Origin of the sequence: Phenylobacterium haematophilum, assembly GCF_014196295.1 — a bacterium.
Taxonomy (GTDB): Bacteria; Pseudomonadota; Alphaproteobacteria; order Caulobacterales; family Caulobacteraceae; genus Phenylobacterium; species Phenylobacterium haematophilum.
In genome coordinates this window covers 646,547-670,238 of the sequence record NZ_JACIDK010000003.1, presented here as the reverse complement: position 1 = coordinate 670,238, position 23,692 = coordinate 646,547, and the positions used below count along the sequence as shown (strand labels likewise).

Annotated in this window: 25 protein-coding genes; 11 read left to right on the top strand and 14 right to left on the bottom strand. The window is 67.3% G+C overall.

The window, feature by feature from the left end; translation table 11 throughout:
- Positions 1–193, top strand: a 193-nt coding sequence (locus GGQ61_RS22030; protein ID WP_221221018.1) for a hypothetical protein, incomplete at its 5' end; no start/stop codon positions are given.
- Positions 194–426: 233 nt separating this feature from the next.
- Positions 427–870, top strand: a complete 444-nt coding sequence (locus tag GGQ61_RS14100) for an RrF2 family transcriptional regulator (RefSeq protein WP_183773786.1) — start codon at positions 427–429, stop codon at positions 868–870.
- A 16-nt stretch (positions 871–886) separates the two neighbouring features.
- Here the strand turns inward: GGQ61_RS14100 and GGQ61_RS14095 are convergent, their stop codons facing one another.
- Positions 887–1,315, bottom strand: a complete 429-nt coding sequence (locus GGQ61_RS14095) for a CBS domain-containing protein (protein WP_183773784.1) — start codon at positions 1,313–1,315, stop codon at positions 887–889.
- 74 nt (positions 1,316–1,389) lie between these two features.
- Positions 1,390–2,025, bottom strand: a complete 636-nt coding sequence (locus tag GGQ61_RS14090) for a rhomboid family intramembrane serine protease (RefSeq protein ID WP_183773782.1) — start codon at positions 2,023–2,025, stop codon at positions 1,390–1,392.
- Positions 2,026–2,191: 166 nt separating this feature from the next.
- Between GGQ61_RS14090 and hfaA the strand changes: the two genes are divergently transcribed.
- From hfaA to GGQ61_RS14065, 5 genes are all read left to right on the top strand, one after another.
- Entirely contained in the window at positions 2,192–2,629 is a 438-nt protein-coding gene (gene hfaA / locus GGQ61_RS14085; protein WP_183773780.1) for a holdfast anchoring protein HfaA, read from the top strand.
- Positions 2,619–3,626: a holdfast anchoring protein HfaB gene (gene hfaB / locus GGQ61_RS14080; protein WP_183773777.1), complete on the top strand. Its 1,008-nt coding sequence runs from the start codon at positions 2,619–2,621 to the stop codon at positions 3,624–3,626. The genes hfaA and hfaB overlap by 11 nt, the downstream gene beginning before the upstream one ends.
- On the top strand, positions 3,556–4,791 hold the full coding sequence (gene hfaD / locus GGQ61_RS14075) for a holdfast anchor protein HfaD (protein ID WP_183773775.1): 1,236 nt from the start codon (positions 3,556–3,558) through the stop codon (positions 4,789–4,791). The genes hfaB and hfaD overlap by 71 nt, the downstream gene beginning before the upstream one ends.
- Positions 4,792–4,882: 91 nt before the next feature.
- Positions 4,883–7,762: a M16 family metallopeptidase gene (locus tag GGQ61_RS14070; protein WP_183773773.1), complete on the top strand. Its 2,880-nt coding sequence runs from the start codon at positions 4,883–4,885 to the stop codon at positions 7,760–7,762.
- A 206-nt stretch (positions 7,763–7,968) separates the two neighbouring features.
- Positions 7,969–8,694: a VOC family protein gene (locus GGQ61_RS14065; protein ID WP_183773771.1), complete on the top strand. Its 726-nt coding sequence runs from the start codon at positions 7,969–7,971 to the stop codon at positions 8,692–8,694.
- Here the strand turns inward: GGQ61_RS14065 and GGQ61_RS14060 are convergent.
- Positions 8,691–9,548, bottom strand: a complete 858-nt coding sequence (locus GGQ61_RS14060) for a hypothetical protein (protein ID WP_221221017.1) — start codon at positions 9,546–9,548, stop codon at positions 8,691–8,693. The two genes, GGQ61_RS14065 and GGQ61_RS14060, sit on opposite strands and share 4 nt — an antisense overlap.
- 188 nt (positions 9,549–9,736) lie before the next feature.
- Between GGQ61_RS14060 and GGQ61_RS14055 the strand changes: the two genes are divergently transcribed.
- A complete protein-coding gene (locus GGQ61_RS14055; protein WP_183773769.1) occupies positions 9,737–10,282 on the top strand; it encodes a PAS domain-containing protein in 546 nt (181 codons plus the stop codon).
- 4 nt (positions 10,283–10,286) lie between these two features.
- Here the strand turns inward: GGQ61_RS14055 and GGQ61_RS14050 are convergent, their stop codons facing one another.
- The 3 genes from GGQ61_RS14050 to GGQ61_RS14040 form a co-directional block, all read right to left on the bottom strand.
- Positions 10,287–10,880, bottom strand: coding sequence for a TetR/AcrR family transcriptional regulator (locus tag GGQ61_RS14050; RefSeq protein ID WP_183773767.1), 594 nt, complete (start codon positions 10,878–10,880; stop codon positions 10,287–10,289).
- Between the two features lie 31 nt (positions 10,881–10,911).
- Complete coding sequence (locus tag GGQ61_RS14045) at positions 10,912–11,865, bottom strand: aldo/keto reductase (RefSeq protein ID WP_183773765.1); 954 nt, start codon at positions 11,863–11,865, stop codon at positions 10,912–10,914.
- Between the two features lie 74 nt (positions 11,866–11,939).
- Positions 11,940–13,598 (bottom strand): choline dehydrogenase, encoded by a 1,659-nt coding sequence (locus GGQ61_RS14040; protein ID WP_183773763.1) that lies wholly within the window; start codon positions 13,596–13,598, stop codon positions 11,940–11,942.
- Positions 13,599–13,810: 212 nt separating this feature from the next.
- Here GGQ61_RS14040 and GGQ61_RS14035 point away from each other — a divergent pair, with 212 nt between their 5' ends.
- On the top strand, positions 13,811–15,481 hold the full coding sequence (locus GGQ61_RS14035; RefSeq protein WP_183773762.1) for a sensor histidine kinase: 1,671 nt from the start codon (positions 13,811–13,813) through the stop codon (positions 15,479–15,481).
- Here the strand turns inward: GGQ61_RS14035 and minE are convergent.
- The 7 genes from minE to GGQ61_RS14000 all read right to left on the bottom strand — a co-directional run bounded on the left by minE (position 15,478) and on the right by GGQ61_RS14000 (position 21,041).
- Complete coding sequence (minE, locus tag GGQ61_RS14030; protein WP_183773760.1) at positions 15,478–15,741, bottom strand: cell division topological specificity factor MinE; 264 nt, start codon at positions 15,739–15,741, stop codon at positions 15,478–15,480. The genes GGQ61_RS14035 and minE overlap by 4 nt on opposite strands.
- Positions 15,738–16,556, bottom strand: coding sequence for a septum site-determining protein MinD (gene minD / locus GGQ61_RS14025; protein WP_183773759.1), 819 nt, complete (start codon positions 16,554–16,556; stop codon positions 15,738–15,740). Before minD ends, minE begins: the two co-directional genes overlap by 4 nt.
- 42 nt (positions 16,557–16,598) lie before the next feature.
- A complete protein-coding gene (minC, locus tag GGQ61_RS14020) occupies positions 16,599–17,270 on the bottom strand; it encodes a septum site-determining protein MinC (RefSeq protein ID WP_183773757.1) in 672 nt (223 codons plus the stop codon).
- A gap of 228 nt (positions 17,271–17,498) precedes the next feature.
- Complete coding sequence (locus tag GGQ61_RS14015) at positions 17,499–17,963, bottom strand: hypothetical protein (protein ID WP_183773755.1); 465 nt, start codon at positions 17,961–17,963, stop codon at positions 17,499–17,501.
- A 78-nt stretch (positions 17,964–18,041) separates the two neighbouring features.
- Entirely contained in the window at positions 18,042–19,559 is a 1,518-nt protein-coding gene (gene scpC, locus GGQ61_RS14010) for a succinyl-CoA:acetate CoA-transferase ScpC (protein ID WP_183773753.1), read from the bottom strand.
- A gap of 110 nt (positions 19,560–19,669) precedes the next feature.
- Positions 19,670–20,452: an enoyl-CoA hydratase-related protein gene (locus tag GGQ61_RS14005; protein ID WP_183773751.1), complete on the bottom strand. Its 783-nt coding sequence runs from the start codon at positions 20,450–20,452 to the stop codon at positions 19,670–19,672.
- 61 nt (positions 20,453–20,513) lie between these two features.
- On the bottom strand, positions 20,514–21,041 hold the full coding sequence (locus tag GGQ61_RS14000) for a gamma carbonic anhydrase family protein (RefSeq protein ID WP_183773749.1): 528 nt from the start codon (positions 21,039–21,041) through the stop codon (positions 20,514–20,516).
- Positions 21,042–21,363: 322 nt separating this feature from the next.
- Here GGQ61_RS14000 and GGQ61_RS13995 point away from each other — a divergent pair, with 322 nt between their 5' ends.
- The gene (locus tag GGQ61_RS13995) at positions 21,364–22,128 is read left to right on the top strand and encodes a PhoH family protein (protein WP_183773747.1); all 765 of its coding nucleotides are present in this window, start codon (positions 21,364–21,366) and stop codon (positions 22,126–22,128) included.
- 48 nt (positions 22,129–22,176) lie between these two features.
- On the opposite strand, the gene GGQ61_RS13990 is transcribed toward GGQ61_RS13995, so the two are convergent.
- Positions 22,177–22,383 (bottom strand): DUF3126 family protein, encoded by a 207-nt coding sequence (locus GGQ61_RS13990; protein WP_183773873.1) that lies wholly within the window; start codon positions 22,381–22,383, stop codon positions 22,177–22,179.
- A 137-nt stretch (positions 22,384–22,520) separates the two neighbouring features.
- On the opposite strand from GGQ61_RS13990, the gene GGQ61_RS13985 reads away from it, so the two are divergent.
- A complete protein-coding gene (locus GGQ61_RS13985) occupies positions 22,521–23,591 on the top strand; it encodes a beta-N-acetylglucosaminidase domain-containing protein (RefSeq protein ID WP_183773745.1) in 1,071 nt (356 codons plus the stop codon).
- Positions 23,592–23,692: the final 101 nt, after the last annotated feature.

Sequence of the window (23,692 nt, the reverse complement as noted above, 5' to 3'; positions counted from 1 at the left end):
AAACCCAAGAAAACCAAGGCTTTCTCAAATCCGTCCCGGCGGCGTCCCCGTCCAGGGAGGCGGCTATCTAGAGGGCCGCCCCGTCCTCGTCAACCCGGCTTTTTCAGCTTCTTTTCGAAGGCTCCGGAAGAACCGGAAAACATCCGAAAACGGATCAACCCTCAACCGTTTCGCCATCGGCAAACCCAAGTGATCCAAGGGATCTCTTCAGTCCGTCCCGGCGGCGACCCGTCCGAGGAGGCGGCTGTCTAGGCCCCCGCCCCGGGGGAGTCAACAGCATGCATGACGCTTCGATGAACTTGGTGGGGAGAACTCCGCGCCGACCGCGCAGACTTGGCTGTGGCGCATTGTCGGATAACGCTCGCACACCTTGTAGAAAGCCTCGTGTCGGCATCTAAGGGATGAGACTAGGAGACATATAAGAGAATGCTGTCGCAAAAGGCCCGTTACGCCCTGCGCGCCCTCGTTGAACTGGCGCGCGCCGACGGCGCCCAGGTGACGTCCGGAGAACTCGCCGTCCGCGCCGACGCGCCGCGCAAGTTCCTCGAGGCGATCTTGCTGGAGCTCGCGCGCAACCGCATCGTTGTCAGCCGCCGTGGAAAGTTCGGCGGCTACACCCTCGCCCGCCCGGCCGCGGAGGTCAGCTTTGCGGAAGTGATCCGGGTCATCGACGGACCGCTGGCCCTGGCGCCCTGCGTCAGCCGTCTCTCCTTCCGCAAATGCGAGGACTGTCCGGACCTAGCCACCTGCGCTCTGCGCGAGGCCTTACTGAAGGCGCGCGACGCGACCTCGGACGTTCTGGAAGGTTACAGCCTGGCGGACGCCGCCGCCTCGGCCGGCGCCGAGGTTTTCGTGCCTATCCAGGCGTAGAAGATCACGCCTCCGCTCAGCCGGTGGCGATGTAGGCCTTCAGGCCGTCCGCCTCGGCCTCGACCTCAGAGATCTTCCACTTCACCAGGTCGCCGATCGACACGATACCGACCAAGCGGTCGGACACGCAGACCGGCAGGTGGCGGATACGGCGATCGGTCATGCGCCCAAGCAGGGAGTCTACCGTCTCGCTCGGATCCGCAAAAATCACGTCGTGGGTCATGACGCTGGTCACCGGCCGGTCGAGCGCCCCAGCGCCGTCCCGCGCCAGCGCGCTCACCAGATCGCGCTCCGAGACGATCCCAACCACGCGGTCAGCGTCCAGCACCACCATCGCGCCCACCCTGCGGGAATGAAGCAGGGCGCAGATCGCGCCGACGGTTTCCGCCGGGCCGACCGTAAAGACGAGGTCGCCCTTTGCCTTGAGGATCTGAGACACAAGCATCTGCACGTTCTCCCTGTCACCGTCAGGGAAGCGTCGCGCAGGACGCTTGCAAAATCAACGTTCTCGCGAAAACGTCAGGCTTGCTGGGCGCCCGCCACGCGGCCGAAGGCCCCGACCATCAGTAGTCCGGCGATATATCCGAAGATGTGCGCCTCCCAGGCGACCCCTGCGCCGCCGAGCCCCGGCGCGAAGCCGACCAGGGCCAGCATCAGGTTCACCGCGATCCACCCCAGCGTCATGCTGATCACCGGCGAGCTCAGGAACGGGCCGGGGGTCGGGCGTCCGATCAGGCGCGCGGCCGCGCCGACCAAGCCGGCCACCGCGCCAGAGGCGCCGATCATAAGCGTGGTGCTGCCCGGATTGACGAGGCCGTAGCCCAGGCTCGCGAGCCCGCCGCACAATAGATAGAAGACAAGGAAGATCAGTGCCCCACGCGCACTGGCGCCGAAGTAGCGCGCCACGGGCGTGCCGAACGCGAGCGCCGCCCCCCCGTTCATCAGAGCATGCGCCCAACTGCCGTGCAGGAAGATGGCTGTGAACAGGAGCGGCCAGCGCCCCTGTTCGAAGGCGGCGGATGAGAAGGCGAAATTCGCCAGCAGCCAGTTCTGCGGCAGGAACGTCTGCACGAGATAGCCGAGCACGATGACCATGGTGGCCACGACCGCTGGCCAGGGCGCGTTGAAGATCGGCTGCCGCTCGTCGTCGCTCAAAACCCGCACTCCACACCCGACCAAAGAAAAAGACCGGCGTTCACCTTATTCCGCTCGCCTTAACCAAATCGCGAGGGTCTGACCCCTAGATACACTCAAGTTCGGCCTGTCTGAGTGCAATGTGCGACCGGCCGTCGTCTTTTTCGGGGTGGGACTTCCCAAGGCCATGGCCGCAGCACCTTTCACAGCTCTGCGCATGCTGGCGTTCGCCGGCGTGGCGAGTCTTATGGGCGTCGCCACGGCGCAGGCCCAATCGATGTCGACCAATTCCGCCGACTTCAACGCCGGCTACGGCCGCCGCGCTGGATCGGAAAACCACGCGGTCAACGTCTCCACGCGTGACGCCAACGGCAACCGGGTGATCATCGACGGGATCATCCAGACCGGCGAAGACCAATCGAGCTTCGCGTTCGGTTCAGGCGCCGGCGAAGCCTACTCCGGCGTCGGCTCGCTGGGCGGCGGCTCCACCGCGATCGGCAATAGCCTCGTGGTGGTCACCCAGGGCAACTACAACACGGTCATCGTCAACTCGTCGCAGACCAACAACGGCAACGTCTCAGCCGGCTCCACCCTGAACGGAGGCGTCGCGCCCAATGGCCAATAGTCGCGCCCTCCGCGCCGGAGTCCTGCTCAGCGCCGCCGCCATCGCCCTTTCGGCCTGCGCCACGCCGATCGCCGGCCCGAGCGGCAACTACGCCCGCAGCATCGGCACCGCGCCGGTGACCGCCAACCCGACCCCCTACTCCGACGCCCTGGTCTGCATGGCCGGCTTCGCGCGCAACACCAATCTCGTGGCGCCGCGCATCGCCATCGGCCGCATCGCCGACTACACCGGCAAGTCGGAATCCGACGGTTCGGGCCGCAAGATCACCCAGGGCGCGTCGCTGATGGCGATGTCGGCCTTCGCCAAGGCCGGCATGCCGCTGGTCGAGCGCTTCGACACCTCGGTCTCCGAACTTGAGCTGAAGTACGCCAACAACAAGCTGATCTCGGACACCCCGAACCCGGCGCCGGACCAGGCGGCCGACTACCGTCGCATCCTGGCCGGCCAGGTGCCCGGCTCGGATTTCTATGTCGCGGGCGGCATCACCGAGCTGAACTACAACATCCGCTCGTCCGGCATCGACATCGCCGGAGGCGACCTCGATCCGATGGATCCCAAAGGGTCGTTCCGTGGCCGGCTGTTCGTGATGAACATCGGCCTGGACCTGCGCCTCATCAATACCCGCACGCTCGAGGTGGTCGACGTCATCTCGTACCAGAAGCAGGTGATCGGCCGCGAAGTCGGCGTCGGCTGGTTCGACTTCCTGAACGGCAATGTCTTCGACATCTCGGCCGGCGCGGGAGCGCTGGAGCCCATGCAGTTGGCGGTCCGCAGCCTGGTGGAACGCGCCGTGGTCGAGATGACCGCCAACCTCTACGGCATGCCGGGCCCTCAGTCCTGCCTCACCTACGATCCGCTCGGCGCGATCGGCTCCGTCGGCGTCACCGGCGGCTATGTTCCGGCCTACAACAACCTGGGCACCAACAATGGTCAGACGCGCGAAGATCCTTCTCGTTGGAACGCTCGCCGCGACTCTGCAATCCCAAGCCGCTACTAGCCAGACCCAGCCGACCGCGGTCCTCAACAATCAGGTTCAGTTCGGCGACGTCTTCAGCCAGCAGTCGCTGAACGTGGTCGAAGTCAGCGACGACACCCAAGGCTCGTCGACGGCGACCGGCAACGCCTACTCGGCGGCCGCCAGCCGCCATGACGCCGATATGCGTTCGTACCAGGAGACGCAGGGCGAGGTCGTCGCGGACACCCGGCTCGACGTCGCGTCGAACTCGGGCGAGACCACCAGCCTGACGACCACCGCCACCGGCAACTTCGTCCAGGCCACGGGCTACGGCTCCACTGTGACCGGCGTCTACACCCAGGCGACCGGGGCGAACGCGGTGACCGCCCACAGCCACACCGAAGCCCCCGGCGGGCGCACCGGCGAGATCGCCAGCTCGGTCCAGGCGGCCGGCAACGCCCAAGCCTTTGGCCTCGAATACGCTTCGGGCGGGGTGCGGACCAGCCAGACCAACGCCGCGGCCGTCACCACCGACGGCGGCGGCGTCTATGGCTATGTCGCCGGAACGGCGAGCTTCGCCGCCACCACGGCGGCCAACGACGTCACCCTGTCGGGCGCCAACGGCTCGGCCGCCCGGATGATCGTCGACCAGAACAACACCGCCCCGCTGACCCAGGCCGCGCAGTTCACGGCCTTTGCAAACGTGCAGGACGCGGTCACCACCGCCACGGCGTCTGGCAACAACGTCAACACGGTCAACGAGGGCGATCTGCTGGACGTCACCGCGCGCCAGAGCAACCAGGCCTATGTCCGCGCGCAGTCGGCCTCTTCGGCCTATCAGTACGGATCGGCCTCGGCATCGGCCTATGGCGTCGGCAACGCCATCGTAGCGGGCGACATCGGCGGCGAACTGTTGCTCGACACCGTGCAGTCCAACGACGGCGGCGGCATCGAGGCCGTAGCCCGGTTCGACGGCACGGAGGGCTATGACGCCAGCGTCAGCGCCACTGCCTACGGCAACTCAGTCACGGGCTACGCGTGTTCCGACTGTCAGGGCCGCCTGGACGTGAATAACGACCAGATCAACAACGCCGACGTCGGCGCGCAGAGCGTGGTCAATGTGACGTCCGGCCGATCGGCCCGCGGCGCGGCCAACGCGGTCGGCAACTCGGCCACCTACTACGTCAGCCGTCCTTCCGGCCAATAGCCGCCTTTCTGCGCCGCAACCGCGCCTTGCGAAGGCCATCCTCGCCTGTGCATGGTGCGATGCTTAACTGGTCTCGGATCCGTAACACCTGATGCGACGTCTCTTCGGCGCGGCCTCTGTGCTCGCTATCGCCCTGTCCTGGCCTATGGACGCCTCCAGTCTGCCCTTCCCGAAACTGGGGCGCGACAAGACAGCGGCGGCGGACGCGGCCCCGGCGGCGCTGAAGGCCGGCGAATGGGCGCAGGCGAGGTCCGACGTCGCTCCCGACCCGACGATCCGCTTCGGCGCCCTGCCCAACGGCATGCGCTATGCGATCCGCAAGCAATCGATCCCGGCCGGCCAAGCGGCGATCCGGCTGCGCATGGACGCGGGCTCGCTGATGGAAACCGACGCCCAACAGGGCCTCGCACATTTCCTCGAACACATGGCCTTCAACGGCTCCAAAGCCGTGCCCGAAGGCGAGATGATCAAGATCCTCGAGCGGCTGGGCCTGGCCTTTGGCGCCGACACCAACGCATCGACCAACTTCGACGAGACGGTCTACAAACTCGACCTGCCGCGCACCAACGACGAGACCGTCGACGCCGCGTTGATGCTGATGCGCGAAGCGGCCGGCAACCTGACGCTTGACCAGGGCGCCATCGACCGCGAGCGCGGCGTGGTGCTGTCGGAGGAACGCGCCCGCGACACCCCGCCTTACCGCATCTACAAGGAAAGGCTGGGCTTTTTTCTGAAAGGCCAGCGCCCGCCGACCCGCTATCCGATCGGCCAGGTCCAGGTGCTGGAGACCGCGCCGGCCTCCGAGTTCACAGACTTCTATCACCGCTACTATCGACCCGAGCGCGCGGTGCTGGTGGCGGTCGGCGACTTCGACGTCGATGCGATGGAGGCCAAGATCAAGGCCAAATTCGGCGACTGGACGCCAACCGGACCGGCGGGCGAGGCCCCGAACCTGGGACAACTGCAACAGCGCAAGACCGAAGCGAAATTGGTCGTCGAGCCCGGCGCCCCGCTGTCGATGCAGATCGCCTGGATGCGTAAGCCGGATCTGGCCGCCGACACGATCGCCAGGCGCAAGAGCGACCTCGTCGAACAATTGGGCTTCTCGGTGCTCAACCGGCGCCTGCAACGGCTCGCCCGCGCGGACCAACCGCCGTTCCTTGCGTCAGGGGTCTTCAAGAACAACGAGTACAATGCGGCCGAGTCCACGCTGCTGATCGTCAACGCCGAGCCCGACCGCTGGCGCGAAGCTCTCGCCGCAGCCGAACAGGAACAGCGCCGCGCCGTGCAGTATGGCGTGCGCCAGGACGAACTCGATCGCGAGATCGCCGAGTACCGCGCCAGCCTGAAGGCGGACGCCGCAGGCGCGGCCACGCGCACGCCCGCGCAGTTGGCCGGCGAGATCGTCGCGTCGCTGGGCGACCGCGAGGTCGTTACCGATCCGGCGCAGGATCTGGCCCTGTTCGAGCAGACCGTGAAGGACCTGAAGGCTGAGCAGGTGTCGGCCGCCCTGAAGGCCAGCTTCGCCGGCGCAGGCCCTCTGCTGTTCATGGCCTCGCCCCGGCCCATCGAGGGAGGCGAGGCCAGCGTGCTCGCCGAATTGGACGCCTCGCGCAAGGTCGCGGTCGCCGAGCCGTCGGCCGCCGCCGAGGTCGCCTGGCCGTACCCCTCGTTCGGCGGCGCCGGGAAGGTCGTCGAGACCAGGGACGCGCCGGACTTCGACACCACCTTCGTCCGCTTCGAGAACGGCGTGCGCCTGACCGTCAAGCCGACCCGCTTCAAGGACGATGAGGTTCTGGTGAGGATCAATGTCGGCGACGGGCGCCTCGAGCTGCCCAAGGACGCCCAGAGCCTTGGCTGGGCCTCGGGCGCCTACATCGAGGGCGGCCTCAAGCAGATCAGCGCCGAGGACATGGAGCGCGTGTTGGCCAGCCGCGTCTATGGCGCCCAGTTCAGCGTCGCAGACGACGCCTTCGTACTGAGCGGGGCGACCCGGCCGGAGGACCTGGACGTTCAGATGCAGGTGCTGACCGCCTATGTCGCCGAACCCGGGTGGCGGGCCGAGGCGTTCAAGCGGCTGCAGAGCGCGTTCCAGACCGCCAACGATCAGTACGAGTCGACCGATTCCGGTGTGCTCAGCCGCGACCTCGCGCGGCTGTTGCGCGACGGCGACAAGCGATGGGCGTTCCCCAGCCACGATCAGATCGCCAACGCCAAGCTCGACGACTTCCAGAAGATGATCGCCCCCGCCCTCGCCGACGGTCCGATCGAGGTGGTGATCGTCGGCGATACAACGGTGGAGAAGGCGACGGAGGCGGTCGCCCGCACCCTGGGCGCCCTGCCGCCCCGGCAGGAAAACCAGGTGGCTTCCGCCCAGCGCGAGGTCGGTTTCCCGGCCGGCGTTCAACAACCGGTCGTCCTGACGCACAAAGGCCGCGCCGATCAGTCGATCGGCTACCTGGCCTGGCGCACCAACGACTTTTTCGCCGACCCGCAGAAGGCGCGCGACACCGCCGTGCTCGGGGAGATCCTGGAGCTACGCCTGATCGAGGAGCTCCGCGAGACGCAGGGCGCGACGTACTCGCCTAGCGTCGTCTATAGCCACAGCATGGTCTGGCCGGGCTGGGGCTACATCTCCGCCAGCGTCGAGATTCCTCCCGCCAAGCTGTCAGACTTCTTCGCCGACGTGAAAAAGATCGCCGCCGACCTGCGCGACAAGCCCGTCACCGCCGACGAACTGGCGCGCGCCAAGAAGCCGCGGATCGATCAGATCGAGAAGGCGCGCGAGACCAACGGCTATTGGCTGTCGGAGCTGTCCGGCGTGCAGAGCGACCCACGCCGTCTGGACGCGACCCGCGGGCTGATCCCAGGCACCGAAAGGGTTACCGCCGCCGACGTGCAGCGCGCCGCCCAGGCGGTGCTCAAGGACGAGGCCATGTGGATGCTAGAGGTCGTGCCCGCCAAGAAGTAGGGAACGGCGCCGATCGTCGCGCCGAGCGCGGCATAGCGTCATATGGTCAAGCTGGCGGCGGGCTGGCTCTATCCTCCGGCGAATCCGCGGCGCTGTCGCGGGACTGGAACGGCAGTCGGGGGGTCTCGCCCGTATCAGCGACCCCGTCGCCTCGATCTTGCGCGGACTTCGAGTTGCGCCAAGATCGCTCCTGAGAAGGGGCGACCATGCTGCCGTTGGATCACATCCCGTTTCAGGGACCGGACCTCCCTGGTCTGGCGCAGGCGTTCGGCGCACTAGGCTTCACCGTCTCGCCGCGAGGCTTCTACACGTCGCCCGATCAACCTGAGGCTCGCTGGGACAATCACTGCGTATTCATGGATCGCGGCTGGTTCGATTTGTTGCAGGCCCCTGGAGCGCCCGCCGCGGTCGGTCCCGGCGGCGCGCTGTTCCTGACCTCGGACCTCGAATCGGCGGCCCGCCGCCTAGGCGACATGCGGCTGGCCACGGCCTACCGCCTCATCCGCAGCCGGGACGGCGAGCCTGCCCATGAACCGTTCAAACTGTTCTCGATCCGCGAGCGCATCGCCCCGCTAGGACTGGCGGTCATCGAGCACGCCTATCCGTGCGCCGACGCCATGCCGGAGTGGTTCTCGCACTCCAACACGGCGATGGAGGCTGCCGGGCTGATCTTCGCTGGCGCTCGGCCGGGGCCGTTTGCGCAGGCCGCCGGCGGGATCCTTGACTTGACCGGCTTCGAATACTGGGAGCCGAACCGGTTGAGGGAAGCCTTCGGCCAGGACGTCGAGCGCGCCGTCCGCGTCCGCGTCGCCTCCCTGGACGCCGCGCGCGCGGCCTTGGCTGGCGATCTCGTAGTCCAGGAATCGAAAGGGCGGCTGCACGTGGCGCCGCCCTCGCCGCTTAGCTGCGGCTTTCAGTTCTTCGAAGCCTAGTAGATGTAGCCGCCGACGCCGCCGTCGAGGCTCAGGGAGCCGCTGACAGTCTGGAGGCGCTCTTCTTCCTCGCGGTAGGCGGTGTAGGTCTCGATCTCGGTGATGGTCAGCACCTTCACGCCGGCGCCGAAGCGACGCAGCAGCGAGCGCTCGTTGCAGTCACGGGCCGGGGTCTGACGGCGGCATTCCAGCTTGCCGTCGCGGCCGTGATAGAGCGCCTGGCCCTTCTCGCAGGCCATGGTCTTGCCGCCGCTGAAGTCGACCTTCCCGCTGAAGTCGGCGATAGTCGCCTGCAGCCAGGTGCCGGCGATGCAGCGATAGAGTTCCCCCTCGAACGAGGCGGCGATATCGCGGTCGGGACGGACCTGCGAGGCCGGGTGCGGGATCTGGCGGGCGTCGATGCACACGGCCTGGATGACGACCTGACGCGTGCGCATGCGGCTGGCCTCGTAAGGCACGCGCCGGATGCGGCTGCCCGCGTCGACATTGAGCTGAACCGAGCCCGTGACCATCGGCGGGGTGTAGCCGCCGCTGTAGCCGCCGCCATAGTAGACGGCGGCGCCGGCGCTGGCGCCAGCGCCGGCTCGAGCGCCGGACGAGGCGCTGGCGACCGCGACGTTCACGTTAGAGACGTGGACGTTGATGTTCGGACGCCCCGGGTCGCCGCAGCACGGTGTCGTGGGGGGAGTGGGCGGCGGCGGCGGCTGGGTGCAGCAAGGCGGCGTCGGCGGCGCGCAGCACACCGGGGGCGGCGGGGGCGGCGCGCAGCATTGCGCCGACGCGCTCTGCGGTCCCACCAGCAAAAGAAGGCCAAAGCCGAGCATCAGGCCCAGCAAGGTCGAACGCGTCTTCATGGATGGCCCCTCCAAAGGCCAGCCGGCCGCCGCGGCGCAACTGCCGATCAACGCAGTAAAGCTTGTGCGGCTTAAGAATCTCTGAGCCTCGCCGAAGTTCGGCGTCCCGTTCTGGTACGTCGGCGACTTGGCACGGTTTTGCTTGCAAGCCGCATGCGGTCGCTGACGGCCGCCTCGGAGGCGTCGAGATGTTCCATTCGAACACGCAGCAGATGATCGATTACTGGCGCAGCAAGTGCGGCGTCGCCGGCCTGCCTGTGCGGGCCGACATTGATCCCACCGAATTCGCCAAGCTGGCGCCCCAGGCCTTTGTCCTCGGACGGGAGGCGTCAGGCGTCTATCCGGTGCGACTGTCGGGCGGCCTCGTGTCCGAACTGCACCGGCGCGATCTGCGCGGGCGCAATTTCCTGAGCCTGCTTGACCCGCTCGGTCGCCACGAAGTCCAGACGGCTCTGGAGACGGGACGTCGGCGCCCTGAACCGGTCGTGGCGCGGATCGATGCGCTCAGCGACACCGCCACGCTCGAGCTGGAACTGCTATTTGCGCCGATCGCCGGCGGCCCGGGCTCGCCGGAACGCTTCCTCGGTCTCTATCAGCCGATCTCACTGGTCGCCGCCCTGGGCGACGAGCCGCTGCGCCAACTGTTCGTCCGCGAGGTCCATGGCGTGGGGCCGGCCAATGAGGAAACCAACCGCCTGCGACTGGCGACCCTCGACGGCCGCTGGGTCGCCTGAGGCCTCAAAGTGCTTCGCCGGCGTCATCCAGTATCCGGGATACGGCCTCTTCGGCTCGCACGCGGGCGTTGGGCGCGCGGAACAGCTTGGCCTGCTGCTGGAACGCCAGGCTGACCCCGACCAGCTCGAAAACGATCTGCCGGCAATAGTCCGGCGGCGCCTTGCCGGCCTTGGGCAGGTCGGCGGCAACGCGGACCAGGGTCTCGTGCCACTCGCGCTGCGACTCGACCAGCCGGTCGCGGATCGCGCCGGGGCGGTCGTCGTACTCCTGAGCCGACACCGCGAAGATGCAGCCGCGCATGTCCGGCTCGCCTTCCAGCCAATCGAACCAGCGGCTGAGCAAGGCGTCCATGCGCGCCCGGCCGCGCGGCATGGCCAGGCTGGGTTCGACGACGCGGCTGCTGAACCGCGCGATCGCCTCCTCGAGCACCGCCAGCTGCAGCGCTTCCTTGGAGCGGAAGTGAGCGAACAGGCCGCTCTTCGACAGCTCCAGGCTGTCGGCCAGCGGGCCGAGCGACAGCCCCTCCAGCCCGACCGCAACGGCCTGCTGGAGGGCCCGCCCGACAATGGCCTCTCGTGTCGCGGCGCCCTTTTTCATACGCCGCACATTAGCACGATCGGTCGTTTTTTCAAGAATCCTTGGCCGACGCCTTATCCAAGGTCGCCAGGTCCTCGGCCGTCAGCGTCAGCCGCGCCGAGCCCATCAGTTCATCCAGTTGCTCAAGGCTGGTGGCCGAGGCGATCGGACCGGTCAGACCGGGTTGCGCCATGACCCAAGCCAGCGCGACCTGCGCCTGCGACGCGGTGCGGGCGGCCGAGACCTCGTCCAACGCAGCCAGGATACGCATGCCGCGCGCGTCCATCATCCGCTTCACGCCCTGGCCGCGCGGGCTTTTCGAGAGATCCGCCTCGGTCCGGTACTTGCCTGTCAGGAAGCCGGAAGCCAAGCCATAGTACGGAATGACCCCGACGTCGTTGTCGATGCAGACCTGCTGCAGGCCGCTCTCGAAGCCGTCTCGCGAGTAGAGATTGTAGAGCGGCTGCTCGCTGTTGTAGCGCGCCAGGCCTTTGGCCTCGCTGATCTCCAGCGCTGACTTCAGACGTTCGGGCGTGAAGTTCGACGAACCGATGGCGCGCACCTTGCCAGCCTTCACGAGGCGGTCGAACGCCTCGGCGGTCTCTTCCTGCGGGGTGTCGGGATCGTCGCGGTGCGACTGGTAGAGGTCGATGTAGTCGGTCTGCAGGCGCTTGAGCGAGGCTTCCACTGCTTCGACCATGTACTTGGCCGACAGGCCCTTCATGCCCTCGCCCATTTCCGAGCCGAGCTTGGTCGCCAACACGATCTTGTCGCGCTTGCCGCCCTGAGCCAGCCACTTGCCGATGACGGTTTCCGAAGCGCCCCCGCCAGCCGGAGCCCAACGCGAATAGACGTCGGCGGTGTCGACCATGTTGAAGCCGCCGGCCACAAAGGCGTCCAGCAACTTGAAGGAGGTGGCCTCGTCAGCTGTCCACCCAAATACATTGCCGCCGAGCACCAGCGGCGCGACTTTCAAATCGGACTTGCCCAGTCTGCGCAGTTCCATCGTCGCCTCCCATGAAATTATTGAAAATATAAAGAAAACGGCCCTCTCCGATTGGAGAGGGCCAAATCATAACGCTAAGCGGCCTTCTGGTCGTCCTCGTAGATCGGCGCGTCCTCCGCCGGCAGCGCCGCGCGGCCCCGGATCACGTCCGAAATCTTCTCGGCGATCATGATCGTCGGGGCGTTGGTGTTGCCGCCCACCAGGGTCGGCATGACCGAGGCGTCGACCACGCGCAGGCCCTCGACGCCGCGCACCTTCAGTTCGCCGTCGACCACCGCCATCTCGTCGCCGTCCGCGCCCATCTTGCAGGTGCCCACCGGGTGGTAGATCGTCTCGGCGTGCTTGCGGATCCAGGCGTCGATCTGCTCGTCGGTCTCCACGTCCTTGCCGGGGAACAGTTCCTCGGTGCGATAGGGATCGAGCGCCGACTGAGCGGCGACCTTGCGCATCATCCGGACACCCTCGCGCAGGGCGCGACGGTCTTCCTCGGTGGCGAGGTAGTTCGCGAAAATCGCCGGATCGTCGGTCGGATCGGCCGAGCGCAGGCCGACGCGGCCGCGGCTTTCCGGACGCAGCTGGCAGACGTGGAAGGTGAAGCCATCCTTGGGGACGGCCGTATTGCCGTGGTTCTGCATGATCGCCGCGACGGTATGGATCTGCAGGTCCGGACGGTCGAGGTCGGGGCGCGACTTCAGGAAGGCGCCCGACTCCAGGAACTGCTGGCGGCCCAGGCCCTTGCCGAAGAAAGCGTAGTTCATGCCGATTGCCAGGGTCTTGATCAGGCCCTTGCGCAACGAGTGCGCGGTGATCGGCTGCGGGCATTCCCACGACATGCAGACGTCGAGGTGGTCCTGCAGATTGGCGCCGACGCCTTTCAGGGCCTTCACGACCGGAATGCCGAACTTGGCCAGTTCCTCGGGATCGCCGATGCCGGATAGCTGCAGGATCTGCGGCGACTGCACCGCGCCGGCCGACAGCAGCACTTCCTTGTCGGCATGCACGACGTGCTTCTGGCCCGACTTGGCGTCGATGTACTCGACGCCGGTGGCGCGGCCGTTCTCGATCACGATCCTGCTGGTCCGCGCGCCGGTGATGCAGGTCAGGTTCGAACGCGGCAGGGCCGGATGCAGGTAGCCGCGGGCGGCGCTCCAGCGCTGTCCGTCATGGATGGTCAGCTGATAGGGCCCCCAGCCTTCCTGCTGGAAGCCGTTGAAATCGCTGGTGACCTTGAAGCCCGCCTGACGGCCGGCCTCGACAGTGGCCGAGTAGATCGGGTTCGGGGTGGAGGCCTTGGAGACCTTCAAAGGACCTGCGCCGCCGTGCCAGGCGTCCCCGCCGCCCTCAAGGCTCTCCGAGCGCTTGAAGTAGGGCAGCACGTCCCGGTACGACCAGCCCTGCAGGCCCATCTGGCGCCACTGGTCGTAGTCGCGGGCGTGACCGCGGATGTAGATCATGCCGTTGATCGACGAGGAACCGCCCCAGCCCTTGCCGCGCGGCCACCACAGCTTACGGCCGTCGAGGTTCGGCTCGGCCTCCGTCCAGAAGCCCCAGTTATAGGTCCCGGGCTTGCCGATCAGGGCGCCGACGCCGGCCGGCATTTTGACCAGGATCGAGCTGTCCTTGCCGCCCGCTTCGAGCAGCAGCACTTTGACCTGCGGATCCTCCGTCAACCGGTTGGCGAGCACGCATCCGGCGGACCCCGCGCCAATGATGACGAAGTCGAAGCGATCCATGTGTTCCGTCCCTAAACACTGTTAAGTTAGCCGCACACTGGCCGAACCCCGGGCGGGAGACAAGTGCCGCAGAACCCTGTTTTTAGGCGCCCCGACGGCAGGTTTCGGACGGGGTCCTGTCAGGAATCGGCCGGACGGCGTGACGCCTTGAGCGCGCTTGAGTTTCATGCGCCAATGGACTTCGGCGGCAATCTGGTCCTAACGACAGTCCTATGAGCGCCCAGCAGACGGCCTCGGCTGGAGGCGAACATCGTCTCGTCCAAGGCCTGCACCATCAGGCGACCGCCGGCCTGACCGTCGGCGCGATCGTCTTTCTGGCGGCGATGGCCGGGATTCTTCTCCGGCCGAGCGGCCACCTCAGCACATTCTGGGCGGCGAACGCGATCCTGCTCGGCCTGCTCGTGCGTCGTCCGGACCTGGCGACGCCGGCGGGCTGGCTGGCCGCAGCCGCCAGCCTGATCGCCGCAGACACGATCACCGGCAGCGGCTGGGCCCGCACCCTGCTGCTGACCGCCGGCAACCTTGCCGGGGTGATGACGGGCTACCTGCTGTTCAAGCGCCTGTCGCCTGAGGATCGCCTGCTGCAACGTCCGGCCTCGCTGCTTTCGGTGACGCTGATCTCGCTGGCGGCCTCGGCCGCCACCAGCGTGCTGGGCGCGGCGGTCAACGCCCTGCTCTTTCACCGGGACCCGATCAGCGGCTTCTTCATCTGGCTGGCGACGGAGTTGGCCAACTACATCGTCGTGCTGCCGGTGGCGCTGACCTTCCCGCGGCCGTCCGAGCTGAAATGCTGGCTCACCCGGACCTTCACCACACGGCCGCAGTTGCGGACAGTCGCGCCGCTGATCCTCTATCTCGTCAGCCTGGCCATGGTGCCGGCGGTCGGCGGCCCCGGGGCCCTGGCCTTCCCCGTCCCGACCCTGCTGTGGTGCGCGCTGACCTACAGCCTGGCGGCCACGACGCTGCTGACCCTGTCGTTCGCGGTTTGGAGCCTGCTGTTCCTGTCGACGGCTTCGGCCTCGATGGGCTTCGCCTCGGTGATGGGCTTCGACCTGATGTCGCTGCGGCTCGGCGTCATGCTGGTCGCCTTGGCCCCGATCACCGTCGCCGGCGTCATGGCCAGCCGCAACGCACTGCTGCGGGAAGCCGAGCTCGCCCGTCGCGCGGCCGAGGAGGCGATGGCCGCCCGTACCCTCCTGCTGGCGACCATGACGCACGAGTTGCGCTCGCCGCTCACAGCCGTCGTCGGTTTTTCAGGCATGATGTCGCGACAGGCGTTCGGGCCGGTGGGCCACCCGAAGTATCTCGACTACGCGCAGTCCATCGAGATCGCCGGCTCGCACCTCAGCGAACTCGTCACCGACCTGCTGGACACCGCCAAGATCGAGGCCGGGCAGATCGACCTAGCCCCCGCGCGCGCCTCGAGCCGCGAGATCGTCGAACAGTCGCTGCGCCTGGTGCGGGGCCTGTCCATCGAGGCCGGCGTCACTGTGGTGATGGAGCCCGGCGACTGGCCCGACGTCCACGTCGACCAGCGCGCTGTGAAGCAGATCCTGATCAACCTGCTGGCCAACGCCGTGAAGTTCTCGCCCCCGTCCGGTCTGGTCGAGGTCTCCTCCGAGCGAAAGGGCGAGCGGCTGGTGATCTTGGTCAAGGACTTCGGCCAGGGCATCCGCGAAGAAGACCTGGCCGTCCTGGGCCGTCCCTATGTCCAGACGGGCGACCGTGTGACCCGACCTGAAGGCTGGGGCCTGGGCCTGGCCCTGTCGCACGATCTTATCGAGCGGCACGGCGGCCGCCTCGAACTCGAGAGCAAGCTCGGCGCGGGCACCCGCGCCCGCTTCGACCTGCCGCTGGCGCGGACCGCTGGGGTCGCCCACTAGTCCCGAGAAAGCGCCGTCTCCGGCATCTCGATATCGATCTCCAGGGTCGAGACCTGGTCGCCGCGGTCCAGCTTGACCACCACCCGGTCGCGATCGATCGGGATGTGCTTGGCGATCACCGCCAGGATCTCCTGCTGCAGGATGGCGGCGAGATCTTCGCCGCCGCCGAGGCCGCGCTCATGCGCCAGCAGCAACTGCAGCCGGTCACGCGCCACCGGGGCCGAACGGCGACCGCGGCCGAAGAGGTTGAGCAGGCTCATGCGACCGCCTTTCGGCCGAACAGCCGGCTCATGAAGCTCTGGCGTTCCTTGGGCACGCTGACGGCCACGTTGTCCCCCATCAGCCGGCGGGCCGCTTCGCTATATGCCTGGGCGGCCGGCGAACCCGGATTGTGCAGGGTCACCGGGCAGCCGACGTTCGACGCGCTAAGCACGTCCGGGCTTTCCGACACGATGCCCAGCAGCGGGATGGCGAGGATTTCGAGCACGTCGTCGACGCTCATCATCTCTCCCTTGGCGGCGCGGGCGGGGTCGTATCGGGTGAGAAGCAGGTGCTTTTCGATCCGCTCGCCGCTCTCGGCACGCAGCGTCTTGGAATCGAGCAGGCCGATGATGCGGTCGGAGTCGCGCACCGAGGAGACCTCGGGATTGGTGACCACCACAGCCAGGTCGGCGTAGCGCATGGCCAGGGTCGCGCCCTTTTCGATGCCGGCCGGACTGTCGCAGATCACCCAGTCGAACTGCTCGCGCAGATCGTCGATGACCCGGCCGACGCCCTCTTCAGTCAACGCATCCTTGTCGCGGGTCTGGGAGGCCGGCAGCAGGCTGAGCGTGTCGACGCGCTTGTCGCGGATCAGGGCCTGGGCGAGTTTGGCGTCGCCCTGGACCACGTTGACGAGGTCGAACACGACGCGCCGCTCGGCCCCCATGACCAGATCGAGGTTGCGCAGGCCGACGTCGAAATCAACCACCACCACCTTCTGGCCCGCCTGAGCGAGCGCCGCGCCCAGGGACGCCGAAGACGTGGTCTTGCCCACGCCCCCCTTACCCGACGTGACGACGACAACCTTGGACATGACTCACTATTCCTTCCCCTCGCCCCACGACGAGCAACTCAACTAACCGAGCGCCGAGAGACGCAGCGCGCCCCGGTCACAGCGGACTTGGACGGCTAGGCCGTGGAGATCGGGCCCCCAGTGCTCGGCCGTCCGATACAGATGATCGACGCCGACCAGCTCGGCCTCGAGCCGGCGGCAGAAGATGCGGGCCTCGGCGCCCGTCCGCAGGCCCGCGATCGCCCGCCCGCGCAGCGCGCCGTAGACATGGATGGAGCCGCCGGCGAGGACCTCGGCCCCGGACGCGACCGGCCCGACGATGGTCACATCGCCCTCTTCGAAGATCACCGACTGACCGGAACGCACCGGCCGATCGATCAGCAGCGACGGCGCGGCGCGGGCGGGCGCGTCAGACGCCTCCGGCGCGACAGCCGCGGCCACGTCGCTGCGAACTCTGCGTGCGACATTGCCGTGAAGGTTGGTCGGCAGATGCGACCAGGGCGTCCCGCCCAACGCCGCCGGCCGCAAGCCCTCGACGCCGATCAGCTTGAGGCCGCGCGCATTGAGCCCATCGAGCGCCACCAGCACAGCTTCCGGCCCGACGCTCTCCAGCGCCGCGCCGAGATCCGCGACGATGGGGCGGTTGTCGAACAGCGCCGCCGAAGCGTGCATCTGCTCGTCAAGCGCCGCGAACCACTGCGCAAACGGCGGCTCGGGGGCCAGGATCAGCGCCATGATGCTGCGCCCGCGCACGCGAATCTTAGGCAACTCGAACGTCTCGGCGTTCACGTCGCGCGGCCTCGAGCACAGGGCCGATTATCGATATGCGCGCTCATGACGCCTCCGTCCGAACTGGGGGACAGGGGTCCCCCTCCGGGCGCTCCCTGGCGTAGTAAGTTCAAGATTCGTGGGGCTTTCTTGCGGCCTGATCCCGCCGCAGTTTCGGCGCCATGAGGTCAAGCTTCAACGCGGCGGGCGGCGAAACTCCATGATCCAGTTGGTCTCCCACGTGGCACCGTCGTCGTACGAAAAGGCCTGGCTCCAACGGGGCGTGTCGGTGTCCGTGCCGCTCCAGTCGAAGAGCACCTTCACCGGCCGCCCATCGTCGAGGTCGTCGCCGGCGAAGACGCCCTGGCCGTTCTCGAAACGGCCGTAGACAGGCGGCTGCAGTTTACCGTCCTTCGAGTTGATCCAGTAGATCGCCCAGCGGTCCTCGGCCGGCTGGTAGAGGCGCAAGGTCATGCCCTTGAAGCCCTTGGTCGGGAAATCACTCTCGTCGATCGAGACCGTCCCGCCCATCAATAGCTGAGCGGTCTCGAAGGACGGAAAGACCTCCCAGTCGTCGGAGCCGACGCCGCGGACCTTCAGCCGCCGGTTCGTGACCTTCCATTCGCCATGGTTGAAGTCGAAGTCGTGCGCCGCGCTCATCACCGGTTCTCCTGTCGGATCGCCGGTCTAGCAGGGGGCTGCTGACAGGGGCGTGTCAGCAGCCTGTCACGACATCCCTCAGCCCCGCATCGAGCCTGTTTCGATGAACCGCTGGTGCCAGGAGAGCGCCTCATTCAGCAGCGACGGCGACTGCTGCCCGTAGGCGTGCAGGCGCGCACGGGCATAGTAGTCGGCCAGGGCGGGCCGATAGTCCGGATGGGCGCAGTTGGCGATGATCACCTCGGCCTTCTGCTTGGGCGACAGCCCACGCAGGTCGGCGAGCCCCTGTTCGGTGACGATCACCTGGACGTCCTGATTGATGTGATCGACGTGGCTGGCCTGGGGCACGATCGCCGAGATCTTGCCGCCCTTGGCGACCGAGGGCGTCACGAAGATCGAAAGGTAGGCGTTGCGCGCGAAGTCGCCCGAGCCGCCGATCCCGTTCTGGATTCGTGAGCCCATGATGTGGGTCGAGTTCACGTTGCCGTAGATGTCGGCCTCGATCATGCCGTTCATCGCCACGCAGCCCAGCCGGCGGATCAGCTCGGGATGATTGCTGATCTCCTGCGGCCGCAGGATCAGCTTGTCCCGATAGAAGGCCATGTTCTCGTTGAGCGCGGCCGCGGCCTCCGGGCTCAAGGAGAAGGCGGTGGCCGAGGCCATGCGCAGCTTGCCGGCGGTGATCAGTTCCAGCATCCCGTCCTGCAGGACCTCGGTATAGGCGGTCATGTTTTCGAACCGGCTGTCGAGCAGCCCGGCGAGCACGGCGTTGGCGATGTTGCCGACGCCGGACTGCAGCGGCAGCAGATTCTCCGGCAGACGTCCCTTGGCCACTTCGTGCTCGAGGAATTCGAGCAGATGACCGGCGATGGCCGCGGCGACGCCGTCGGGGGGCGAAAACGGCAGGTTGCGGTCGGGCGCCTGGGTCTCGACGATCGCGACGATCTTGTCGGGGTCGCAGCGGAAGTAGGCCTCGCCGATACGATCGTCCGGCCGCACCAGCGGGATCGGCACGCGGTTCGGCGGCAACGCGGTGCCGTAGTAGATGTCGTGCATCCCCTCCAGCGCCGGGTTCTGCCAGCCGTTGACCTCGAGGATCACCTGTTGGGCCCGGTCAAGCCACGTCTTGTTGTTGCCCACCGACGATGACGGGATCAGCGAACCGTCCGGCCGGATGCCCGACACCTCGACGACCGCGGTGTCGAGCGGGCCGAGGAACCCCTGCCAGGCCATCGGGGCGACCTGACTGAGGTGCATGTCGAAATATTCCATCTCGCCGCGGTTGATCTTCTCACGGGCGATCGGGTCGGAGTTGTACGGCAGCCGGAACTCGACGCCGTCCGCCTTGGCCAGGGCGCCGTCCAGTTCGGGGCCCGTCGACGCGCCGGTCCAGACGCGAACCTGGAACTTACGGCCGGCGGCGTGCTCGGCCTCAATACGGCTGGCCAGGGCGAGTGGGACGGCCTTCGGATAGCCAGATCCGGTGAAGCCGCTCATGGCGACGGTCGACCCCGAGGCGATCAGTCCGGCCGCCGTCTGGGCGTCCGTCACCTTGGCGCGAAGCTTGTCGCAGCCGATCCGGGTCTTGTCCGCCATACGCGCCTCCACTGACAGGTCCGCCGTCCTTACCCCTTCGCATGGGGCCAGGTCGGCGAAATCTTGTCGCAGCGTAGGGCGTCAATGAGACAGACGCGACTGCGCGCCCGTCAGCGGCCCTTCCAGGCCGGCGCACGCTTCTGAGCGAAGGCCATCGGTCCCTCGACGAAGTCCTCGGATTTGAAGAGCGCGCTGACCGCCGGATAGCGGTTCTGGCCCTTGATCGCCGCCTCGAGCGTCGGTTCGTCCAGGCCCTTGTAGACCGCCTCCTTCGAGGCGCGGATCGACATCGGCGAAAGCTCGCAGATCTGGCCGGCCCAGCGGCGGGCGGCGGGCATCAGCTCGGCGGCCGGCACGACCTCGTTGACGAAGCCCAGCGTTTGGCCTTCGGCCGCGCCGACCCGGCGTCCGGTGAGGATCATGCCCAGGGCCTGCTTCTGGCCGATCATCCGCGGCAGGCGGTGCAGACCGCCGGCCAGAGCGGCCAGGCCGACGCGCGGCTCGGGCAGAGCGAAGGTGGCGGTGTCGGCGGCCACGATCAGGTCGCAGGCCAGCGCGATCTCGAAGCCGCCGCCCATCGCCACGCCGTTGACCGCCGCGATCAGCGGCTTGGTCAGGTCGAAGCGCGAGGTCAGGCCGGCGAAGCCCGACGGCGGGCTCTTCATGTCGCCGCCGGTCGCCTGGTGCTTGAGGTCGTTGCCGGCCGAGAAGGCGCGGTCCCCCGCGCCGGTCACGATCCCGACCCACTGGTCCGGATCGGCCGCAAAAGCGTTGAAGGCGTCGTCCAGTTCGAAGTGCGCCGGCGAATGCAGGGCGTTCATCACCTCGGGCCGGTTGAGCGTGAAGATGGTGATCGGACCCTCGCGGTCCACGCGGATGAACTCATAGGCCATCGAGGATCCTCCCTGTTTGCCGCCCCAGGCTCGCCGGGGCGCCGCTACGTCGGTCAAGTCCTCAGAGCGGGCGCAGACCGGCGCGATATCGCTTCCAATTCTCGACGTAGTGCAGCGCCCCGCCGGCCAGCGCCTTGCCCTGCTCCGGCGAGATCTCACGCACAACCTTGCCCGGCGCGCCCATGACCAGCGAATTGTCCGGGATCTCCTTGCCCTCGGTGATCAGGCAGTTGGCGCCGATCAGGCAGTTCTTCCCGATCTTGGCGCCGTTGAGCACGATCGAGCCGATGCCGATCAGCGAGCCGTCGCCGATGGTGCAGCCGTGCAGCATGACCATGTGCCCCACGGTGACGTTGGCGCCGATGGTCAGGGGATAGCCGGTGTCGGTGTGCAGGACGCTGCCGTCCTGGACGTTCGAATTCTCGCCGATGGTGATCGGGTCGTTGTCGCCGCGAATCGTCGCGCCGAACCATACCGACGCGTTCTTCTTGAGAATCACCCGGCCGACCACCGCTGCGTTCGGCGCGATCCAGTATTCATCTTCCTTGGGCAGTTCCGGGGCGACTTCGCCCAAGTTGTAGACACTCATCCGTACACCCCGTTTATTTAATCAAATGAGCCATTTAAGGATTCAGAAACCACGTTAGCATCACTCTAGTGATGCGATTCGAGAGGGGCGAGAGCCCTTTCCGCATCACGCCGCGAGTCGGCGTCCGGTTCGTGGCCTGCGTTTGGGGCGGGGTACTAAGGTGTCGCGTTTGCTACGGCGGGGTTTCCCGCCTGGATCACGAACCGAAGACGGACCTCCGGGCCGTTGCGCGCGTCCCCGCCGCACCATTGCAAACTTCATCGATCCTCGAGGGCGAGCCGTTTCGGCGTCGCCCTTTTTTCTTGCCCCTATGGAGGCCTAGATGACCAAGCGAGCTCTGAAGCGACAACTGCGCGAAGGCGCGTTCGACGCCGCCCAGTTCGAGGATGACGCGAAAGTCCGCCGTCTGCCCGTGGATCGCGCGTGGTCCCCCTTGGCTCATCACAACGACGACCGCGACCAGGGGTATCTCAAGACGATAAAAGCCAAGTCGCCGGGCCAGCAGGCGCTGATGGACGCCATCGACGCCAAGAACCTGGTCATGGCGCTGGGACCGGCCGGCACCGGCAAGACTTATCTGGCCATCGCCAAGGCGGTGGAAGCGCTGGAAGCCGGGCGCGTCGGGCGCATCGTGCTGTCGCGGCCGGCGGTCGAGGCCGGGGAGTCGATCGGCTTCCTGCCCGGCGACGCCGAGGACAAGCTCGCGCCCTATCTGCGGCCGCTCTACGACGCGCTGTCGGACCGGCTGTCGATGAAGCGGGTGCGGGCGCTGATGGCCGAGGGCGCAATCGAGATCGCGCCGGTCGGCTTCATGCGAGGCCGCACGCTGAACAACGCCTTCGTGGTCATCGACGAGGCGCAGAACTGCACCTACGGGCAACTGAAGATGCTGCTGACCCGCCTGGGGTGGCATTCGACCATGGTGGTGACCGGCGACCCTGCCCAATCGGACCTGCTGCCGGAGCTCTCGGGCCTCGGCCCGGTCGCCGACCGCTTCGAGGAGATCTCGAACATCGCGGTCGTGCGGCTCAAGGACGTCGACATCGTGCGCCACCCGCTGGTGGCCGAGATGCTGGGCGTGCTCTGACGCCGTAGTGGAGGCCGGCCCCGGATCACGGGGCCGGCGCTCGACCTGCTAGGGCAGGTCTTCGGCGAGGATCGCCATTTCGAACATGTACGAGCCGTCGCCGTCCTCGTCCTCGAAGACGACGCCGATGAACTCCTCGCCGATATAGACTTCGGCGGAGTCCTTTTGCTTCGGGCGGGGGACCAACGTGATCCGCGCGTTGGCGAAGGTGCCGCGCAGGTGGCCTTCGAGACGGCGGATAGCTTTTTCGTCCAGCACGCTGGGCTCCTTCGTAGATTTTCGCCGGGAACCTACGGGTTTTGCGCCGCACCGCAAAGCGCCTGCGCCCGAAAAAGCTGGGGACGCGGCCGTCGCGCCCGCTAGTCTGCCCGCCAAATGAAGAGGAGGGCCGCGTGGCGGGCGTCGAGCTGGGACTGGTCGAGGGCTATTACGGCAAGCCGTGGTCGTGGGCGGAGCGCCGGGCGGTCGTCGAGGCGCTGATCCCGCACGGCTACCGATTCTTTCTCTATGCGCCGAAGGCCGACGCCTTCCTGCGCCGCCGCTGGCAGGAGCCGCATCCCCAGGAGGCCGCGGCCGAATTGCAGGCCTTCTCCACCTTCTGCCGCGCCGCCGGCGTGCGGTTCGGCGTAGGCCTCAGCCCTTACGAGATCTACCGCGACTTCGGGGCCGCCGCGCAGGACGCGTTGGCCGCCAAGCTCGCGCAACTGGACGCCCTGGGCCTCGACGACCTGGCCATCCTGTTCGACGACATGCGCGGCGACCTGCCGGACCTAGCGGCCAATCAGATCGAGATCGTGCATTGGATCGCGGCCCGGACCAGGGCGAAGCGGGTGATCGTCTGCCCGTCCTACTACACCGACGATTCCATTCTCGACCGCGTGTTCGGCCAGCGGCCGGCGAACTATCTCGAGGACCTCGGCGCGGGGCTCGATCCGGCCATCAAGGTGTTCTGGACCGGCGAGGAGGTCTGCTCGCGCGAGTTCAGCCCTGGCCACCTCGAACGCGTCGGCCGCCAGCTGCGCCGCAAGCCGCTGCTGTGGGACAACTATCCGGTCAATGACGGGCCGCTGATGTCGCCCTATCTGCATCTGCGCGCATTCACGGGCCGGCCGGCCGGCATCGCGCCGCACATCGCCGGCCATGCGGTCAATCCGGCCCTGCAGCCCACACTGTCGCTGATCCCCGCGATCACCCTCGCGCAGAGCTATGAGCAGGGCGAGGGCTACGAGTATGTCCGCGCCTTCCAGGCCGCCGCCCGAGAGGTGCTGGGCGAGGACCTCGCCGCCGCCGTCGAGCGCAATATGAGCCAGTTCCAGGGCTTCGGGGTCGACCGCCTGACCGATGAGAACATGAGCCGGATGCGGCCGCGCTACGCCGGCTTCGACCATCCGGCGGCGCGCGAGATCGTCGCCTGGCTGGACGGCGCCTACCGCATCACCCTGGCCGAGGTCGAAGCGACTTGAGGCACACCCTGCCGGAGGCCTAGACTGCGCGAACCGCGTTGGCGGAATGCGCGAAAGACCGCCCCAGTGGCCGGCTGATCATCTCGGAGACTCCCGACCTT

Excerpts from the sequence above, each read along its gene's own strand:
- GGQ61_RS14100 (WP_183773786.1), top strand. The coding sequence starts at position 427 with ATGCTGTCGCAAAAGGCCCGTTACGCCCTGCGCGCCCTCGTTGAACTG.
- GGQ61_RS14095 (WP_183773784.1), bottom strand. The coding sequence starts at position 1,315 with ATGCTTGTGTCTCAGATCCTCAAGGCAAAGGGCGACCTCGTCTTTACG.
- hfaA (WP_183773780.1), top strand. The coding sequence starts at position 2,192 with ATGGCCGCAGCACCTTTCACAGCTCTGCGCATGCTGGCGTTCGCCGGC.
- hfaB (WP_183773777.1), top strand. The coding sequence starts at position 2,619 with ATGGCCAATAGTCGCGCCCTCCGCGCCGGAGTCCTGCTCAGCGCCGCC.
- hfaD (WP_183773775.1), top strand. The coding sequence starts at position 3,556 with ATGGTCAGACGCGCGAAGATCCTTCTCGTTGGAACGCTCGCCGCGACT.
- GGQ61_RS14070 (WP_183773773.1), top strand. The coding sequence starts at position 4,883 with ATGCGACGTCTCTTCGGCGCGGCCTCTGTGCTCGCTATCGCCCTGTCC.
- GGQ61_RS14065 (WP_183773771.1), top strand. The coding sequence starts at position 7,969 with ATGCTGCCGTTGGATCACATCCCGTTTCAGGGACCGGACCTCCCTGGT.
- GGQ61_RS14060 (WP_221221017.1), bottom strand. The coding sequence starts at position 9,548 with ATGAAGACGCGTTCGACCTTGCTGGGCCTGATGCTCGGCTTTGGCCTT.
- GGQ61_RS14055 (WP_183773769.1), top strand. The coding sequence starts at position 9,737 with ATGTTCCATTCGAACACGCAGCAGATGATCGATTACTGGCGCAGCAAG.
- GGQ61_RS14050 (WP_183773767.1), bottom strand. The coding sequence starts at position 10,880 with ATGAAAAAGGGCGCCGCGACACGAGAGGCCATTGTCGGGCGGGCCCTC.
- GGQ61_RS14045 (WP_183773765.1), bottom strand. The coding sequence starts at position 11,865 with ATGGAACTGCGCAGACTGGGCAAGTCCGATTTGAAAGTCGCGCCGCTG.
- GGQ61_RS14040 (WP_183773763.1), bottom strand. The coding sequence starts at position 13,598 with ATGGATCGCTTCGACTTCGTCATCATTGGCGCGGGGTCCGCCGGATGC.
- GGQ61_RS14035 (WP_183773762.1), top strand. The coding sequence starts at position 13,811 with ATGAGCGCCCAGCAGACGGCCTCGGCTGGAGGCGAACATCGTCTCGTC.
- minE (WP_183773760.1), bottom strand. The coding sequence starts at position 15,741 with ATGAGCCTGCTCAACCTCTTCGGCCGCGGTCGCCGTTCGGCCCCGGTG.
- minD (WP_183773759.1), bottom strand. The coding sequence starts at position 16,556 with ATGTCCAAGGTTGTCGTCGTCACGTCGGGTAAGGGGGGCGTGGGCAAG.
- minC (WP_183773757.1), bottom strand. The coding sequence starts at position 17,270 with ATGGCGCTGATCCTGGCCCCCGAGCCGCCGTTTGCGCAGTGGTTCGCG.
- GGQ61_RS14015 (WP_183773755.1), bottom strand. The coding sequence starts at position 17,963 with ATGAGCGCGGCGCACGACTTCGACTTCAACCATGGCGAATGGAAGGTC.
- scpC (WP_183773753.1), bottom strand. The coding sequence starts at position 19,559 with ATGGCGGACAAGACCCGGATCGGCTGCGACAAGCTTCGCGCCAAGGTG.
- GGQ61_RS14005 (WP_183773751.1), bottom strand. The coding sequence starts at position 20,452 with ATGGCCTATGAGTTCATCCGCGTGGACCGCGAGGGTCCGATCACCATC.
- GGQ61_RS14000 (WP_183773749.1), bottom strand. The coding sequence starts at position 21,041 with ATGAGTGTCTACAACTTGGGCGAAGTCGCCCCGGAACTGCCCAAGGAA.
- GGQ61_RS13995 (WP_183773747.1), top strand. The coding sequence starts at position 21,364 with ATGACCAAGCGAGCTCTGAAGCGACAACTGCGCGAAGGCGCGTTCGAC.